General features: G+C 70.9%; 17 protein-coding genes. 11 read left to right on the top strand and 6 right to left on the bottom strand.

The window, feature by feature from the left end; genetic code table 11:
* Window positions 1–123 precede the first annotated feature (123 nt).
* Window positions 124–672, top strand: coding sequence for a MerR family transcriptional regulator (locus tag ABGA98_RS42665; protein WP_347624189.1), 549 nt, complete (start codon window positions 124–126; stop codon window positions 670–672).
* 6 nt (window positions 673–678) lie between these two features.
* On the opposite strand, the gene ABGA98_RS42660 is transcribed toward ABGA98_RS42665, so the two are convergent.
* Window positions 679–1518: a hypothetical protein gene (locus ABGA98_RS42660; protein WP_347624188.1), complete on the bottom strand. Its 840-nt coding sequence runs from the start codon at window positions 1516–1518 to the stop codon at window positions 679–681.
* 104 nt (window positions 1519–1622) lie between these two features.
* Between ABGA98_RS42660 and ABGA98_RS42655 the strand changes: the two genes are divergently transcribed.
* Window positions 1623–2132, top strand: a complete 510-nt coding sequence (locus ABGA98_RS42655) for an NUDIX domain-containing protein (protein ID WP_347624187.1) — start codon at window positions 1623–1625, stop codon at window positions 2130–2132.
* A 16-nt stretch (window positions 2133–2148) separates the two neighbouring features.
* On the opposite strand, the gene ABGA98_RS42650 is transcribed toward ABGA98_RS42655, so the two are convergent.
* Window positions 2149–2745 (bottom strand): CGNR zinc finger domain-containing protein, encoded by a 597-nt coding sequence (locus tag ABGA98_RS42650; RefSeq protein ID WP_347624186.1) that lies wholly within the window; start codon window positions 2743–2745, stop codon window positions 2149–2151.
* An 86-nt stretch (window positions 2746–2831) separates the two neighbouring features.
* Between ABGA98_RS42650 and ABGA98_RS42645 the strand changes: the two genes are divergently transcribed.
* The 4 genes from ABGA98_RS42645 to ABGA98_RS42630 all read left to right on the top strand — a co-directional run bounded on the left by ABGA98_RS42645 (window position 2832) and on the right by ABGA98_RS42630 (window position 6644).
* Window positions 2832–3575 (top strand): phosphodiesterase, encoded by a 744-nt coding sequence (locus ABGA98_RS42645; RefSeq protein ID WP_347624185.1) that lies wholly within the window; start codon window positions 2832–2834, stop codon window positions 3573–3575.
* The gene (locus ABGA98_RS42640) at window positions 3572–4192 is read left to right on the top strand and encodes a LysE family translocator (RefSeq protein WP_347624184.1); all 621 of its coding nucleotides are present in this window, start codon (window positions 3572–3574) and stop codon (window positions 4190–4192) included. Before ABGA98_RS42645 ends, ABGA98_RS42640 begins: the two co-directional genes overlap by 4 nt.
* 485 nt (window positions 4193–4677) lie before the next feature.
* A complete protein-coding gene (locus ABGA98_RS42635; protein ID WP_347624183.1) occupies window positions 4678–5532 on the top strand; it encodes a GON domain-containing protein in 855 nt (284 codons plus the stop codon).
* A 248-nt stretch (window positions 5533–5780) separates the two neighbouring features.
* Window positions 5781–6644 carry a TIGR03560 family F420-dependent LLM class oxidoreductase gene (locus ABGA98_RS42630; protein ID WP_347624182.1) on the top strand — a complete coding sequence of 288 codons (864 nt, stop codon included), beginning with the start codon at window positions 5781–5783 and terminating at the stop codon, window positions 6642–6644.
* Between the two features lie 101 nt (window positions 6645–6745).
* Here ABGA98_RS42630 and ABGA98_RS42625 read toward each other — a convergent pair whose 3' ends face one another.
* Window positions 6746–7108 carry a peptidase inhibitor family I36 protein gene (locus ABGA98_RS42625; protein WP_347624181.1) on the bottom strand — a complete coding sequence of 121 codons (363 nt, stop codon included), beginning with the start codon at window positions 7106–7108 and terminating at the stop codon, window positions 6746–6748.
* A 152-nt stretch (window positions 7109–7260) separates the two neighbouring features.
* Complete coding sequence (locus ABGA98_RS42620) at window positions 7261–7860, bottom strand: TetR family transcriptional regulator (protein ID WP_347624180.1); 600 nt, start codon at window positions 7858–7860, stop codon at window positions 7261–7263.
* 86 nt (window positions 7861–7946) lie between these two features.
* Here ABGA98_RS42620 and ABGA98_RS42615 point away from each other — a divergent pair, with 86 nt between their 5' ends.
* The 4 genes from ABGA98_RS42615 (at window position 7947) to pip (ending at window position 10648) form a co-directional block, all read left to right on the top strand.
* On the top strand, window positions 7947–8219 hold the full coding sequence (locus tag ABGA98_RS42615) for an antibiotic biosynthesis monooxygenase (RefSeq protein ID WP_347624194.1): 273 nt from the start codon (window positions 7947–7949) through the stop codon (window positions 8217–8219).
* A 32-nt stretch (window positions 8220–8251) separates the two neighbouring features.
* Entirely contained in the window at window positions 8252–8644 is a 393-nt protein-coding gene (locus ABGA98_RS42610) for a RidA family protein (protein WP_347624179.1), read from the top strand.
* Window positions 8641–9618, top strand: coding sequence for a nucleotidyltransferase domain-containing protein (locus ABGA98_RS42605; protein WP_347624178.1), 978 nt, complete (start codon window positions 8641–8643; stop codon window positions 9616–9618). The genes ABGA98_RS42610 and ABGA98_RS42605 overlap by 4 nt, the downstream gene beginning before the upstream one ends.
* A 70-nt stretch (window positions 9619–9688) precedes the next feature.
* On the top strand, window positions 9689–10648 hold the full coding sequence (gene pip, locus ABGA98_RS42600) for a prolyl aminopeptidase (protein ID WP_347624177.1): 960 nt from the start codon (window positions 9689–9691) through the stop codon (window positions 10646–10648).
* A 210-nt stretch (window positions 10649–10858) separates the two neighbouring features.
* Here pip and ABGA98_RS42595 read toward each other — a convergent pair whose 3' ends face one another.
* A complete protein-coding gene (locus ABGA98_RS42595; RefSeq protein WP_347624176.1) occupies window positions 10859–12049 on the bottom strand; it encodes a Cmx/CmrA family chloramphenicol efflux MFS transporter in 1191 nt (396 codons plus the stop codon).
* A 330-nt stretch (window positions 12050–12379) separates the two neighbouring features.
* Window positions 12380–12868, bottom strand: coding sequence for a VOC family protein (locus ABGA98_RS42590; protein ID WP_347624175.1), 489 nt, complete (start codon window positions 12866–12868; stop codon window positions 12380–12382).
* A 74-nt stretch (window positions 12869–12942) separates the two neighbouring features.
* Here ABGA98_RS42590 and ABGA98_RS42585 point away from each other — a divergent pair, with 74 nt between their 5' ends.
* On the top strand, window positions 12943–13890 hold the full coding sequence (locus ABGA98_RS42585; RefSeq protein ID WP_347624174.1) for a YafY family protein: 948 nt from the start codon (window positions 12943–12945) through the stop codon (window positions 13888–13890).
* Window positions 13891–13892 lie beyond the last annotated feature (2 nt).

The following is a 13892-nucleotide window of genomic DNA, read 5'->3' as shown; positions in this document are numbered from 1 at the left end:
TCCGAAGGCAGCGTAACCATGTCAAGAAGATCATCGGTAAGCCGTATGCGGGAAAACCGCACGTACGGAATTGAAAGGGGGATGGGGAACCGGGCCTTCACGGCACCGCGCCCCTGACTACCAATGGCCACCGACGATCTGATGACCAGGGCGCTCGAAGCGCTTGGGGATGACGGTCCGCTGTCGGTCGAGGCGATCCACCGTCTCGCCGACCTGGCCGACCTGCCCGCGACGATGACGATCGCCGAGGTTGCCGGCCTTCTCGACATCTCGCCTCACACGCTGCGCTACTACGAGCGAAGCGGGCTGGTCGAGGTGGCCCGCGACGGTAGCGGTCATCGCGTCTACGACGCCGGAGCGGTTCGGCGGCTGGTGTTCCTCACCCGGATGCGGTTGTCCGGCATGCCGATGCGTGACCTGCGGCACTACATCTCGCTCGTCGACGCCGGCGAGCACACGGTGCCCGAGCGGCTTGATGCCCTGGTCGAACATCGCGACATCATCCGGCGCCGGATCCGCGAGCTGACCCTTTCCCTCGCGGCGGTCGAATTCAAGATCGCCACGTACGGGGGGTCGACCGGGCCGGACGTTCAGGCCCCCGGCACCACCACCGGTACCGAGCCCATGGCGCCACCGGGCGAGCCTCCGCGGCCGGCACACCCGGACGGGTGAGGACCGCTAATTCCAGGCACCGGGCACCTGGTAGGGCACCTTGCCCTCGAGTTGCTTCTGGTCGAGCACCTCGCCCTTCAGGGGCAGCGCGACGGTGACCCGTCGTCCCCAGGCGGAGTAGCGGGTGTCCGACTCGACGCGGAGCACGGAACCCTTCCAGTGGCGCAGGGCTCCCTTGGCCGTAACCCGTTCCACCAGTCCCGCCCTGCTCAGGCGGAGGGCGTACGAGATGGTGCTGACGGGCTTGCTGATGGAGTAGCCGCTGAAGCGCGAGGCGAAGGAACGGGATACCTCCACCAGCCTGTCGGCCTTGATCGTGCCCTTCACCACCCCGCCCCGCCACGACGTACGCTGAGCCAGCAGCGCCTTGAGCGTGGCGGGCTCCAGAACCTCCAGCAGCGGGTTGCTGGCGGGCAGATCAGTGAACGAGTAGCGCACCCATGTGGCGCCCTGCGGCAGCACGCCGGCGAATCGAGGGCCTGCGAGGTAGTCGTCGTAGCCTGACGAGATCACTCGCAGGGGTGTCTCGTCCAGGGCGGCTTCCTCCGCCACGTCGGACTTTTTCAGGAGGCTCCTCGCCGTCTTGCCATATTTCAGGCTTTGGGACGTGTCGGAGGCGATTTCGCCTCGCGGCCCGAACGCGAGCAGGCCGTCCAGTTCCAGGGTGTAGTACCAGCCGCGACCGTGATCCATCTTTACGGTGGAGACGACGTTCACGCCCTTACCCGGGCTCAAGGCGGATCGAAGCACTTTTACGGGGTCGCTTACGGCCGCCGCCTGCACGGGGGCGGCGACGAGTTGTGCCAGGCCCGCGACCAGCATCACACCCACGACGGTCCGCTTCATCACGATCCCTAAGAAAATGGACGGAGGGACGCAATAATCTTGTGGATACGAGATCAACTGTCAAGCCGATTCGACTGAGTGACCAAGCCGGACAGGAGCCAGCGGTGCGGACGCGACGAGGTGCCCGGGTGGTGCTGCTGGATCAGGACGATCGGATTCTGATGATCCGGCACAGGGACGACGGCGCCATCGTCGTTCCCGGGTTTCCGGTCCGGGAGTTGTTCTGGGTGCCCCCGGGTGGAGGGTTGAAGGACGACGAGGACTTCGTTCAGGCCGCTCGCCGGGAACTGCTGGAGGAGACCGGGCTGACGGAGGTCGAGTGGGGGCCGTGTCTGTGGACGCTCGATGCGGACGTGCGGTGGAGAGGCGAACCCGTGCACATGTACGAGCGGTACTTTCTCGCGCGGGCACGCGGCGCGCAGGCCACCACCCGCGCCTATCTGGAACCGGACGAACAGCAAGCGATCGTCGACCACCGATGGTGGTCCCTGGCTGAGCTTGTCGCAGCCCAGACCACGGAGACTCTGCGGCCTGTGGGACTTCCGGAGTTGCTGGCCGAGGTGCTGGCCGTAGGGGGACGTCCGTCAGGCGGGCCGCGTGCCCTGCGGACGTAGGAGTCCGGCGGCCGGGTCAGGGGGTGGCGTTGTGGCGCTGGTAGTGGCGTGCCGCCCGCGCCCGGTTGCCGCATGACGGCTTGCACCACTCCTGCCGCCCGTGGCTCCTGACGAAATAGCGTACGCAGCGCGGCGCGTTGCAGGCCCGCAACTGTTCGCGTTGCGGGCCGCTCAGGAAGTCGATGGCGGCCCGGGCCAGGGCGGCGATCAGCCGGACGTTCGGGTCGGATTCATCCGACAACACGCCCACCCGAGGTGGTGAGTCCGCTGGCCAGTCGAGTTGCGGGGCGATGGCTTCACGGGCGGCCGCCGCGTTGAGGTGGGCCAGCGCCTGCTCGACCGGCATCAGCCGGTGGGCGTCGGCCCGGCTCGGCGGCGCGGGGCTGACCGCCTGCGCGAAGAGCGCCCGCACGGCCCGGCGCAGCTCGACGATCTCGCTGCCGAGCGTCTCGTCCACCGTGAGCGCCGCGACGTCGACGTGGCCGGCCAGCAGCTCGGCCTGCTGGTGGATCCAGCGGGCCGTGCTCTGCGGCGTCTCCAGGTCGTCGGCGACGCCGCCGGCGCCGTCATGGCGGATCGTGCTCGCCAGTTCCAAGGCCGGCCAGCGCTCCACGCTCACCCCTCCGGGTTGTCCATCTCCTCTTCGCACCCTACCCTTCTAACGATAAATTCCATTTAACCATTAGAAGAGGCGCCACGATGACGTTGTTGCTGGCCCAGATCAGCGACCTGCACCTCGACGGCACCGACAGGGCGCTCCGGCGCGCCACCCGGGTCATGAGCTACCTGCGGGCACTTCCCCGCCCGGTCGACGCCGTGCTGGTCACCGGCGACATCGCCGATCACGGGGAGGAGGCCGAGTACGAGCAGGCCGCCCAGGTCCTGGCCGCCCCCTTCCCCGTGCTCACCTGCCCCGGCAACCACGACGCCCGCCCGGCCTACCGCAAGGCGATGTTGCGGCAGCCGCCCGACCCCGGCCCCGTCAACGAGGTGCACGGCGGCACCGCCATCCTGATGTGCGACTCCACCATCCCCGGCCGCAACGAGGGCCGCCTCGCCCCTGAAACCCTCGCCTGGATGGACGCCACCCTCGACGGCCTCGCCCCTGACACGCCCGCGCTGATCGCCTTCCACCAGCCGCCCGTCGCCCTCCACCACCCGTTGCCCGACTCCCAGCGGCTGGAGGGCACCGGCGACCTGGCCGCGCTGCTCGACGCCCACCCGCAGGTCGTGGCCGTGCTCACCGGCCACGCTCACACGCCGGCCGCGTCCACCTTCGCGGGCCGCCCCCTGATCGTCGCACCGGCCACCACCTGGACCCTGCGCCTGCCGTGGGAGGGCGACCAGCCCGCCGACCGCGAACAACCGCCCGGCCTGGCCTTCCACGTCCTGGACGGCGACCGCCGCCTGACCACCCATTACCGAGTGGTGCTCCAGGCGTGATCCACCCGTACGCGGTCGCCGCGTTCCTCCTGGCGATCCTGCCCATCATCGCCACGCCGGGCGCGAGCCTGACCCTGCTGATCCAGCACGTCACAACCGGCGGCCGCCGCCAGGCTCCGCCCGTCATCCTCGGTACGGTCAGCGGCCTGTACGCCCACGCGACCATGGCCGTCGCCGGTCTGTCGGCGCTGGTCATGCACTCCAGCCAGGCCTTCACCGCCGTCAAACTCCTCGGCGCGGCCTACCTCGTCTGCCTGGGCCTGTGGACCTGGCGCTCCACGACCCGGCCTCCGCCTCCCGCGCTGACGGACCAGCCGGGAAGGCGGAAGGGCTCCGTCTACACCCAGGCACTGCTCGCGAACGTGCTCAACCCCAAGGCGGCCTCGATCTACCTGACCCTGGTCCCGCAGTTCATCCAGCCCGGCCGCGATCTCGGCGGGCAGATCCTCGCCCTGGCCACCGCCCACGCCCTGCTGATTTCGGCGTGGTTGCTGACCTGGACGGCCCTCCTACATCGGGGGGCGCACTTCTTCCACGGGGCTCGCTTCAAGCGTGCGGTCGGCAAGGTGACGGCGGTGGTGCTCGTCGTCCTCGGCCTCCGTGCCGCCACGACGTAGGCGGTTGGCGGGGCGCGGCGTTGCGGGCATGCGGGCAGGCGAAGTGGACGGGCATGGCACCCCATAGATCGAACCGATCGGTACGAACTTGATGCTAACAGCCAGAACGAACCGACCGGTACGGTCCAGGCTCGACGATCGACCCGGGACTGCTGTCTCTCGTCGCCTGGCGCGCAACGATAAGGAATCCCGATACATCAGGATTCGTTTCTCTTCGGGCTGAAGTAACGGATAAGTCCGGCGCCACGCTCACCCAGACGATTACCCGGCAAGGAAACGGGCTGCTCCCGCATGTGTGGCGAACGCCCATTTCCGGCCTGTGGCCTGCCTTTGTGCAGGCCACAGGGCGTTCCGCCGTCCTCTGGGGGGCCCGAATGTTTGAGAAGTAATTCTCCCGCCCACGCCAAGTCGCGCCGTCGAATCCGTGAAGTGTTTGTTAATCTCCACAACGCAAACGGTCCGTTCGCAGCTGGAGGGGAAATCTCATGGCTCGACCGCACATCCGAACATTGGCATTTCTGGCGGTAATGGGCGCCGCGCTGCCGGTGGTGGCCCAGGTGCCGGCGCACGCCTCCGCCCTGCCGGTCTTCAGCAGTTGCCAGGACGTCCGCCGGACGAATCCGATCGCCAGGGACGGCACGTACCTGCTCATCAACGACGGAAACGTGTTCACGGTGTACTGCCACGACATGGCCACCAGGCCCAGCGAATACATCACGCTCGCGAGGAGGGGCCGGGACGTCAATTTCTCGCAGTACACCGCCGGCGGCGCCTCGCCCGGCACGAACGTCAGAACGACCTTCACCAGGCTGCGCGTCGACCCCCGCACCCTGACCGTGGACATCGGCGACCTGACCTTCGCGTCGTCCACCGGCTCGCTGCGGCACGGCTCGACGACCGTGACGAGCATGCCCTACGGTGCCGCGATGGCGTGCACGGGGCGGGCCGACGGCCGGGGCAACATCGACCTGCGTGACACGCCCTTCCAGGTGAACGACACCTTCGTCACGGCCGGCAACGGCTCCAGCGGGTCGGCGAGCGTGAGCGCGCGCAACCAGGTGGTCGGCCTGCAGGGCGGCGGCTACTGCGGCTGGATCACGCCGGCTCCGGCGATGTACAACCCCTTCAACCCGAGCCCGGGCACGCCCCACCTCGAGCTGAGGTGCGCGGGCAACGGCATGGTCTTCTCGCGGGGCCAGTTCTGCCTCCGCCTCGACGACGGCGCCCCGGTCACCACGCAGGTGCGGCGGCAGGGCGGCCAGGGCCGGGTCATCGTGCAGCACGGCGGCAAGGCGGTGGCGGTGTTGAGCCCCGACGGTCAGGTGCGCTCCCTGCGCTGAGACGTCCCACTCGGCAGGCCCGGTTCCCCGTCAAGGAGCCGGGCCTTCTGCCGTACGCGGTGCTTGGGTGCTGGGCGCGGTGAACGCCGCCCCCATCCTGCTGGGACTGTGGTGACCCGCGCCTCGTGAGACAATGACGGGGTACGGAGCCCTCTCCGCCGCGGACCGCGTCCAGGCGAGAGGGTTTTTTCATGCCCGCGGTGACGCCTTCCCGCGGACGCCTTCTCCCCGACCAAGGAGTGATCCCCATGGACCTCGGTCTGACGTGCCCGCGTTTCACCTGGCCCGGTGGCGACGCCGCCATCGCCGCCCGATTCGCCGCCGCGGCCCGCGGCGCCGACCAGGCGGGGTTGCGCAGCTTCTGGGTGATGGACCACCTCTTCCAGATCCCCAACTTCGGGGCCGTGGAGGATCCGATGCTGGAGGCGTACGGCGCGCTGTCCTACGCCGCCGCCCTCACCGGCAGGGTGAGCCTGGGCGCGCTCGTGACCTGCGCCGTCCACCGCGAGCCTGGCCTGCTGGTGAAACAGGTCAGCACCCTCGACGCGCTCTCCGGCGGACGAGCGGTCCTCGGCATCGGCGCCGGCTGGTACGAGCCCGAGGCCCGCGGGCTCGGCCTGCGTTTCCCGCCCCTGGCGGAGCGGTTCGAGCGGCTGGAGGAGACGCTCCAGATCGCCCGGCAGATGTGGAGCGACTCGGACGGACCGTACGAGGGCCGCCACTACCGGCTGGAACGCACGCTCAACGCCCCCCAGGCGAACCCGCCCGTCCTCATCGGCGGCAGCGGGGAGAAAGAGACCCTCCGGCTCGTCGCCGAATACGCCGACATGTGCAACCTCCTGTACGGCGCGGACGTCACGCACAAGCTCGGCGTGTTGCGTGCCCACTGCGAGCGGCTGGGACGGCCCTACGAGGAGATCGAGAAGACCCTCCACATGCGCGTCCCGGACGGCCAGAGCGTCGAGGAGAGCGTCCAGCGCTGCGGCGAGCTCGCCGGGCTGGGCATCGACCACGTCATCGTGGCCGTGCCGGACGCGGCCGACGACCGGTGGCTGGCGTACCTGGCCGAGCTGGCCGTACGGATCGCCGGCATCACCCCGCCCGGCCGCTGAGCGCCGGGGCGGCCGAGACGTGCCTCGGCCGCCCCTCCGGTATCGTCCGCGCCCGCCGGAGAGGTCACGGGCGAGCGCGGAGGTCGTGTCCTGCGTCCGGGTCAGCAGCGGGGCGCCACCGCGTCGATGCGGCCGCCGAAGTCGTTGTCGTAGACCCTGCGGTAGTCGCCGTTCCTGACGATGCGCGTCTCCTTCCTGGTGGGCACGTGGATCCAGTTGATGAAGCAGCCGGCGGCGTGGGCCCGGAACGACCCGACGTTGTCGTGCAGTGCCGGCGGCACGTCGACGTAGCCGTTGCCCGGGTTCCAGCACCAGGACGCGCCCGTGTAGTTTCTGCCGCTCCACAGGCAGATGTCACCCGCCCTGGACGATCCCGGGGCGGCCGCGGCCGGGACGGCGCCCGCCACCAGGACGAGGCCGATGGCGGCGGTGAGGGTGGCGATCCGCGTGCGAGTGGTCTTCATGCAGTTCTCCTCGTGTCGGTGCTGCCGCGGGCTGCTGCCCGGCGACTCCGTCACATTGTGTAGCAGTGTGACCACGGATCGCGTCCGCCCGGTGGATACAAGATCCGGGACCTGGGGCGGGGGAGAACTGACGTACTCGTGACAGCGGTCGCTCAGGGGGGCGTGAGGTCGCCGGTGAGGTGGTGCTGCACGACCGGGGCCACGTACGCGACCGCGGTCGGCCGGTCCAGGGCGGCCAGCGGCTCGACGCGCAGGACGTAGCGCGCGGTCGCGACGCCGAACAGGTAGGCGCCGGTGAGGGTGGCCCGGAGCTCGGCCTGGTCGGCCCCGATGGCGCGCGCCAGAGGCAACATCACCGCGTCCGTCATGAACGCCGTCACCATCGCCGAGGCGCTGGGAGCCGCGGCGGCGGCCCTGATCACGGCGAGCATCCGGGGGCCGGTGTGCGGGTCCTCCCACAACTCCAGGTAGCGGGCGGCGAGCCGGGCGCCGAGGTCGGACGGGTCACCCTCGCGGGCGAGCGAGACCAGCGAGCCGACGGGCGGGTCGTCGCGGAGCGCGGCGTCGAAAAGGCCGTCCTTGCTGCCGAAGAACTGCAGGACCAGAGCCGGATCGACACCCGCGGCGCGGGCGACCCCCCTGATCGTGGTGAGGACGTAGCCGTGTTCGGCGAAGCTCTGCTGCGCGGCGGCCAGGATGTCGACCCGTGTCCGTGTCGCGCCAGGCCGGCGTCCTCCTGGCCTTGTGCTCACTCGTTCAAGCATAGTCATCGATGTTGAATTTCCCGGACACTCCAACTAACTTGGCCTCAACACTGTTGATATATGGAGGCGTGACCATGGAGTACCTGCTCGTCCGCCAGCGGTTCACCGACTACGACCAGTGGCGCGCGGCGTTCGACAGCCTTGCTGACACCCGGGCGGCGGCCGGCATGCGTACGGCGCTCGTCAGCGTCAACGCCGACCAGCCCGACGAGGCCGTCGTGCTGTTCGAGTGCGAGGACGCGCAGGCCATGCAGCGGCACTACGCGTCGGAGGCGCTCCAGGAGGCGCACCGGCGGGCCGGCGTGGTGCCCGGAAGCAATCACGCCACGGTGTTGCTGAGCCGCTGACCCCGACCGCCGGCTCCCGTACGGTTCCGTCCATGACAGAGCGACGCACGATTCTCAGCGGCTCCACCTTCGAGGAGCAGATCGGGTACGCCCGCGCCGTGGTGGACGGCGACCGGGTGCACGTGTCGGGCACGACCGGCTTCGACTACGCGACGATGACCATCTCCGACGACGTGGTGGAGCAGGCCGCCCAGTGCCTGCGCAACATCGGGGACGCCCTGGCCGAGGCCGGCTGCACCTTCGCCGACGTCGTACGAGTGCGCTACCTCCTGCCCGACCGTGCGGACTTCGAGCCCTGCTGGCCGGTCCTGCGCCGGTGTTTCGGCGAGGTGCGGCCGGCCGCCACCATGCTCGTGTGCGGCCTCGCCGACCCGCGCATGAAGATCGAGATCGAGGTGGACGCGCGGCGGGGCGGCGCCGCATGAGCGTCTCGCCGCGCTGGAGAGAGCTGCACCGCGACCGCCTGGACGAGGCGGTGCGCCGGTTGTCCGCGATCCCCGGCGTGCACGGCCTGATCGTCGGCGGCAGCGTCGGGCGCGGCGAACCCTGGCCGATGTCCGACATCGACGTGCTCCCCCTCTACGGCGGCGACCCCGAGCAGGCCGCGGCGCACGTCGAACGCGAGCAGGCCGAGCTCGTGGACTGGTGGGCCGCCAGCGGCCGGGCTCAGACGCTCGACCTCGGCTGGCTGGCGTTCACCGTCGCCGAGGCGCGGGAGGCGGCGTCGGCGGACGCGGCGTGGGCGGTGGAACGGCTGACGCGTGACCGGCGCTGGTTCCACGGGATGGACAAGGCCTTCCGCGGGCGTCCCGCCGACCCCGGCGACCTGCTCACGGGCCGTTTCGTGGCCTGGCTGACGGAGATGCGCTTCCATCCCGCCGTGGTCGAGGCCAGGATCGGCTGGTGGTCGCGGAGCGCGGCCGACGCCCGTGACCGGGCCCATCGGGAACGCGCGGCGCGGCGCCTGGACGCGGCCACGTACGAGCTGCGGGAGGCGGCGCGGGCCCTTCGCCTGGCCGTGCTGGAGCGGTGGGGCGAGCGGCTGGGCTCCATGGGCAGGGAATGGACCAGGTTCGAGCGGATGGCGGCCGCCCGTGGGGAGGAGGCCCTGGCCGAGCGCATCGCCCGCCTGGCCGGTGCGCATGCCGGCGACGCGGCCGGGCGTGAACGGCTGGCGCCCCCGTGGTTGCGCGAGCGGATCGACCTCTGCTGGGAGGCCCGCCGGGCCGTGGGGGAGGAGGTCACGTACGAGCAGAACGCCCGCGACCAGCTGGCCGCGTTCGACGTGCACGTCGCCCGCCACCGCCCGGATCTGGCGGGCCCCTGGACGGGCAGCCCGGACCCCGCCCTCGACCAGCAGCTCCGCCGGCTCGACGTCCTGCTCGCCGAGCATTCCTGACCACCGGCCCTCGGATATCTAAGTGCTGTTACATTTATCCAAGCACTGTTATATTTCGAGAGGAACCGCCTTGAATCTCCCCATCGAGCCGTACGAACACGGCATGCTCGACGTCGGTGACGGCAACCTCGTCTACTGGGAGGTCTGCGGCAACCCGGAGGGCAAACCCGCTCTCGTCGTGCACGGCGGGCCGGGATCGGGCTGCTCGACCAACGTGCGCCGCACCTTCGACCCGGAGCGTTACCGGATCGTCCTGTTCGACCAGCGCAACTGCGGGCGCAGCCGCCCCCATGCCGCCGACCCGGCGACCGACCTGAGCGCCAACACCACCCACCACCTGATCGCCGACATGGAGCTGCTGCGCGAGCACCTCGGGATCGACCGGTGGCTGCTGTACGGAGGGTCGTGGGGGTCGACGCTGATCCTCGCCTACGCCGAGACCCACCCCGAGCGGGTGTCGGAGATCGTCATCCCCGCCGTCACGACCACCCGCCGCTACGAGATCGACTGGCTCTACCGGGGCGTCGGGCGGTTCTTCCCCGAGGCGCTGGAGCGGTTCAGGCAAGGGGTGCCCGAGGCCGACCGTGACGGCGACACGTTCGCGCTGCTGGCGGCGTACGCGCGGCTGCTGTCCGACCCCGACCCCAAGGTGCGGGAGAAGGCCGCCACCGACTGGGTCACCTGGGAGGACGCCGTGATCTCCATGGAGGTCAACGGCAAGCCGAACGCCTACAGCGACCGGCCCGCCGACGCGGTGATGGCCATGACCCGCATCTGCTCCCACTACTTCTCCAACGGCGCGTGGCTGGAGGAGGGAGCGCTGCTGCGCGACGCCCACAAGCTGGCCGGCATCCCCGGCGTGCTGATCCACGGCCGCCTCGACATGGGCGGTCCGCTGGAGACGGCCTACCAGCTCGCCCAGGCCTGGCCCGGCGCCGAACTGGTCGTGGTGGAGGACTCCGGGCACACCGGCAGCACGACGTTCAGGAATACGATCTTCGCGGCTCTCGACCGTTTCGCCGGCAAGTGAGAGCGAACCCGCGGCTCGGGATCATCTGGGGGATCAGGACGGTGCCCCTGGTGACCATCGCCTCGCCGTCGGTCGGGTGAGCCGCGGGTTCGTACGGCCCGCAGGGGGAAAAGGGCGCGGCCAAGCACCGGCGTCCGCATCGCCGTGCCCCTGGCCCCCGTGCTGACCTGCTGTTACGGTAGCCGCGCCCGACCGGCGCACACCACCGGTTTATCGCCTGCGGCCGGCGTCTCGGGCAGCGCGGCCGACGCCGCGCGGAGCCCGCCCGATCGTGTACGCGGCTCCCGCCACGACCAGCGCGACACTCACCAGCGCGGCACTCACCCACAGCGGGGAGCGGAAGCCGAGCCCGGCCCCGATGGCGAGCCCGCCGAGCCAGGGCCCGGCCGTGGCGCCGACGTTGAGCGCCGCCGTGGCGAAGCCGCCGCCCAGGGTGGGCGCGTCCGCCGCCGCGTAGAGCGCCTGCGAGATCAGCGTGGACCCGACGGCGAACGACAACGTTCCCTGCACGAAGACGAGCACGATCGCCGGCGCCGGCTCCCCGGCCGTCATCGCGAACGCCGCCCATCCGGCGGCCAGCGCCACCCCGCCGCCCACCAGCAGCCCGACGGGACGCACGTCGGCGAGCCGCCCGCTGATCGTCACCCCGGCGAACGAGCCCAGCCCGAACAGGGCCAGCATCGCCGGCATCCAGCCCGGCCCGAGCCCGGTGGTCCCGGTGAGCAGCGGGGCGAGGTAGGTGAACGTGCAGAAGGTGGCGCCGTTCACCAGCGCGCCCAGGAGCAGCAGCACCAGCAGGCGCGGGCTGCGCAGCACTCGCGACTCGCCCCGAGCCGTGGGCCCTTCGAGGTCCGCGGGGGCGGCGGGGACTGATCGTACGACCGCGACGATGGCCGGGAGCAGGGCGGCGGCCACCGCCCAGAACGCCGAGCGCCACCCCCACACCTCGCCCAGCAGGGCACCCCCGGGCACGCCCGCGACGCACGCGAGCGTGATGCCGCCGAGCAGGACGGAGGTGGCGCGGCCCTTGGCGTCCGGAGGGGCGAGGCCGATCGCGGTCGCCATGGCCACGGCCAGGAAACCGGCGTTGGCCAGCGCCGCCACGACCCGGCTGACCAGCAGGACCTCATAGCCGGGCGTGACCGCGCCGGCCACGTGGGCCAGCAGGAACGTGAGCAGGAAGGCCAGCAGCGCGCGCCGCCGGGGCCAGCGCAGGCTCAGCACCGCCATCAGCGGCGCGCCGGCCGCCATCCCCACGGCGAAGGCCGACGTCAGCAGCCCCGCGGCGGGGACGGATACGTGCAGATCTCGCGCGATGCCCGGCACCAGACCGGACAGCATGAACTCGGATGTGCCCTGGGCGAAGACCGCCAGCGCGAGCAGGTAAACAGCGAATGGCATGAGAAGAACTCCGCGACCACGGATCGGGCAGGCCGGACGTCGGCCCGCCGATGAAGGGGAACCTGAGTGGCGGCACGCGGGAGCGGCGCACGGCTCAGGTGGGAAACAGCCCGCAGCGGTGATCCGAGTGGCGAGCGGTCGCGGCACAGCGAAGATCCCGGCCTCAGCGAGGCCGGGAGAGGCGACAGCGCGTATCAGCCACCGGACGACCGGTGGCTAGCGTCTTGACGCCTCGGGGCTGGACATACGCGGCAACCTAGCAACCCGGCGGGCGGCCCGTCCAACCCTTTCCTTGCCTCACGCCCTTCCCGATGCCGGCGATCGCCGGCCTCACCGGTCTCTGCCAGGGAAGAAGTCCGCGCTCTGGACGTACTCCATCGCCTTCGTGAACTCCGGGTCGCCCAGGCGGCGCTCCATCTCCTCCTCCGAGACGTCCTCGATGTGGGTCTGGATCCAGTAGAGGTTGCCGAACGGGTCACGCACCCGCCCCACCCGGTCGCCGAAGAACAGGTGGGTGATCTCGGTGACCGACGTCCCACCCGCCTCGACGGCCCGGCGGTGGACGGCGTCGGCGTCGGGGACGTACAGGCGCAGGAAGGCCGGGGTGGGCGGCCAGCCGGGCTGGGCGTCGAACATCATCACCACCGCGTCGCCGACGCGGACCTCCGCGTGCCCGATGCGCCCTTCGGCGTCGGTCATGCGGCCCAGCTCGACGGCGTCGAAAGCGGCCTTCAGCCAGTCGATCAGGCCGGCCGTGTCGTGGCCGATGATCCACGGCGTGACGCTGGTGTAGCCCTCGGGGGTCGTGCTGACGGTCATGTTTCCTCCTGGCTCGCGTAGGTGCTGACCACGCTAAATGTCCAGTAGGTCAGGACTTGTCCTACATGTCGGGCATGCTGAAATTCATGAGCGACTCCCGCCTCCTGACCCTGCTGTCCCTGCTCCAGACCCCACGCGAGTGGCCGGGCGGCGAGCTGGCCGAGCGGCTCGGGGTCAGCCGCCGTACGGTCCGGCGCGACGTCGAACGCCTGCGCGCCCTCGGCTACCCGGTCGAGGCCAGTATGGGCGCCGACGGCGGGTACCGCCTGGTCGCGGGTACGGCGATGCCGCCCCTGCTGCTGGACGACGAGGAGGCGGTGGCCATCACCGTCGGCCTGTCCACCGCCGCCCGGCATCCGGTGCAGGGCATCGAGGAGGCGTCGGTACGCGCCCTGGCCAAGCTCGAACAGGTGCTGCCGGCCCGCCTGCGCCATCGCGTCGGCGCGCTCGGCGCCGCCACCGTGCCGATGCCCGTGCCCGGCGCGCCCGAGGTCGATCCGGAACTGCTCGCCGCCCTGTCGATGGCCGTGACGGGGAAGGAACGCGTGCGCTTCGTGTACCGGACCAACGACGGCAGGACGGGCGGGCGGCTGGTCGACCCGCACCGGCTGGTCGCGGCCGGGCGGCGATGGTACCTGCTCGGACACGACCACGACCGCGACGACTGGCGGATCTTCCGCATCGACCGCATCGCCGATCTGCTGCGGACGGGCGCCAGGATCACACCGCGCGAGCCGCCGGCCGACGCCGCCGCCTACGTGGCGGACCAGCTCTACTCCACCGCCCCCACGTACGAGGCCGTCGTCACACTGCACGGCCCGGGTACGGAGGTCGTCAGGGCGCTCGGCGAGGTCGTCGGAGAAGACGAGCGGACCTGCCGGCTGCGCATGCACGCCGACACCCTGGACTGGCTAGCCTTCCGGCTGCTCTCGCTGGGCGGCGAGTTCGAGGTGCACGAACCGGCCGAGCTGGTCGCGCACCTGCGGGAACTGGCCGCCCGCCTCGCCCGGGCCGCCGGCTGACC

The sequence above is a fragment of the Nonomuraea sp. B1E8 genome, assembly GCF_039871515.1.
GTDB lineage: Bacteria > Actinomycetota > Actinomycetes > Streptosporangiales > Streptosporangiaceae > Nonomuraea.
This window is presented reverse-complemented; position numbering and strand designations above follow the sequence as displayed.

What these genes read in the sequence shown, in the direction of transcription:
- ABGA98_RS42665 (WP_347624189.1), top strand. Translation starts at nt 124, where the DNA reads ATGGCCACCGACGATCTGATGACCAGGGCGCTCGAAGCGCTTGGGGAT.
- ABGA98_RS42660 (WP_347624188.1), bottom strand. Translation starts at nt 1,518, where the DNA reads ATGAAGCGGACCGTCGTGGGTGTGATGCTGGTCGCGGGCCTGGCACAA.
- ABGA98_RS42645 (WP_347624185.1), top strand. Translation starts at nt 2,832, where the DNA reads ATGACGTTGTTGCTGGCCCAGATCAGCGACCTGCACCTCGACGGCACC.
- ABGA98_RS42635 (WP_347624183.1), top strand. Translation starts at nt 4,678, where the DNA reads ATGGCTCGACCGCACATCCGAACATTGGCATTTCTGGCGGTAATGGGC.
- ABGA98_RS42630 (WP_347624182.1), top strand. Translation starts at nt 5,781, where the DNA reads ATGGACCTCGGTCTGACGTGCCCGCGTTTCACCTGGCCCGGTGGCGAC.
- ABGA98_RS42625 (WP_347624181.1), bottom strand. Translation starts at nt 7,108, where the DNA reads ATGAAGACCACTCGCACGCGGATCGCCACCCTCACCGCCGCCATCGGC.
- ABGA98_RS42615 (WP_347624194.1), top strand. Translation starts at nt 7,947, where the DNA reads ATGGAGTACCTGCTCGTCCGCCAGCGGTTCACCGACTACGACCAGTGG.
- ABGA98_RS42610 (WP_347624179.1), top strand. Translation starts at nt 8,252, where the DNA reads ATGACAGAGCGACGCACGATTCTCAGCGGCTCCACCTTCGAGGAGCAG.
- ABGA98_RS42605 (WP_347624178.1), top strand. Translation starts at nt 8,641, where the DNA reads ATGAGCGTCTCGCCGCGCTGGAGAGAGCTGCACCGCGACCGCCTGGAC.
- ABGA98_RS42595 (WP_347624176.1), bottom strand. Translation starts at nt 12,049, where the DNA reads ATGCCATTCGCTGTTTACCTGCTCGCGCTGGCGGTCTTCGCCCAGGGC.
- ABGA98_RS42590 (WP_347624175.1), bottom strand. Translation starts at nt 12,868, where the DNA reads ATGACCGTCAGCACGACCCCCGAGGGCTACACCAGCGTCACGCCGTGG.
- ABGA98_RS42585 (WP_347624174.1), top strand. Translation starts at nt 12,943, where the DNA reads ATGCTGAAATTCATGAGCGACTCCCGCCTCCTGACCCTGCTGTCCCTG.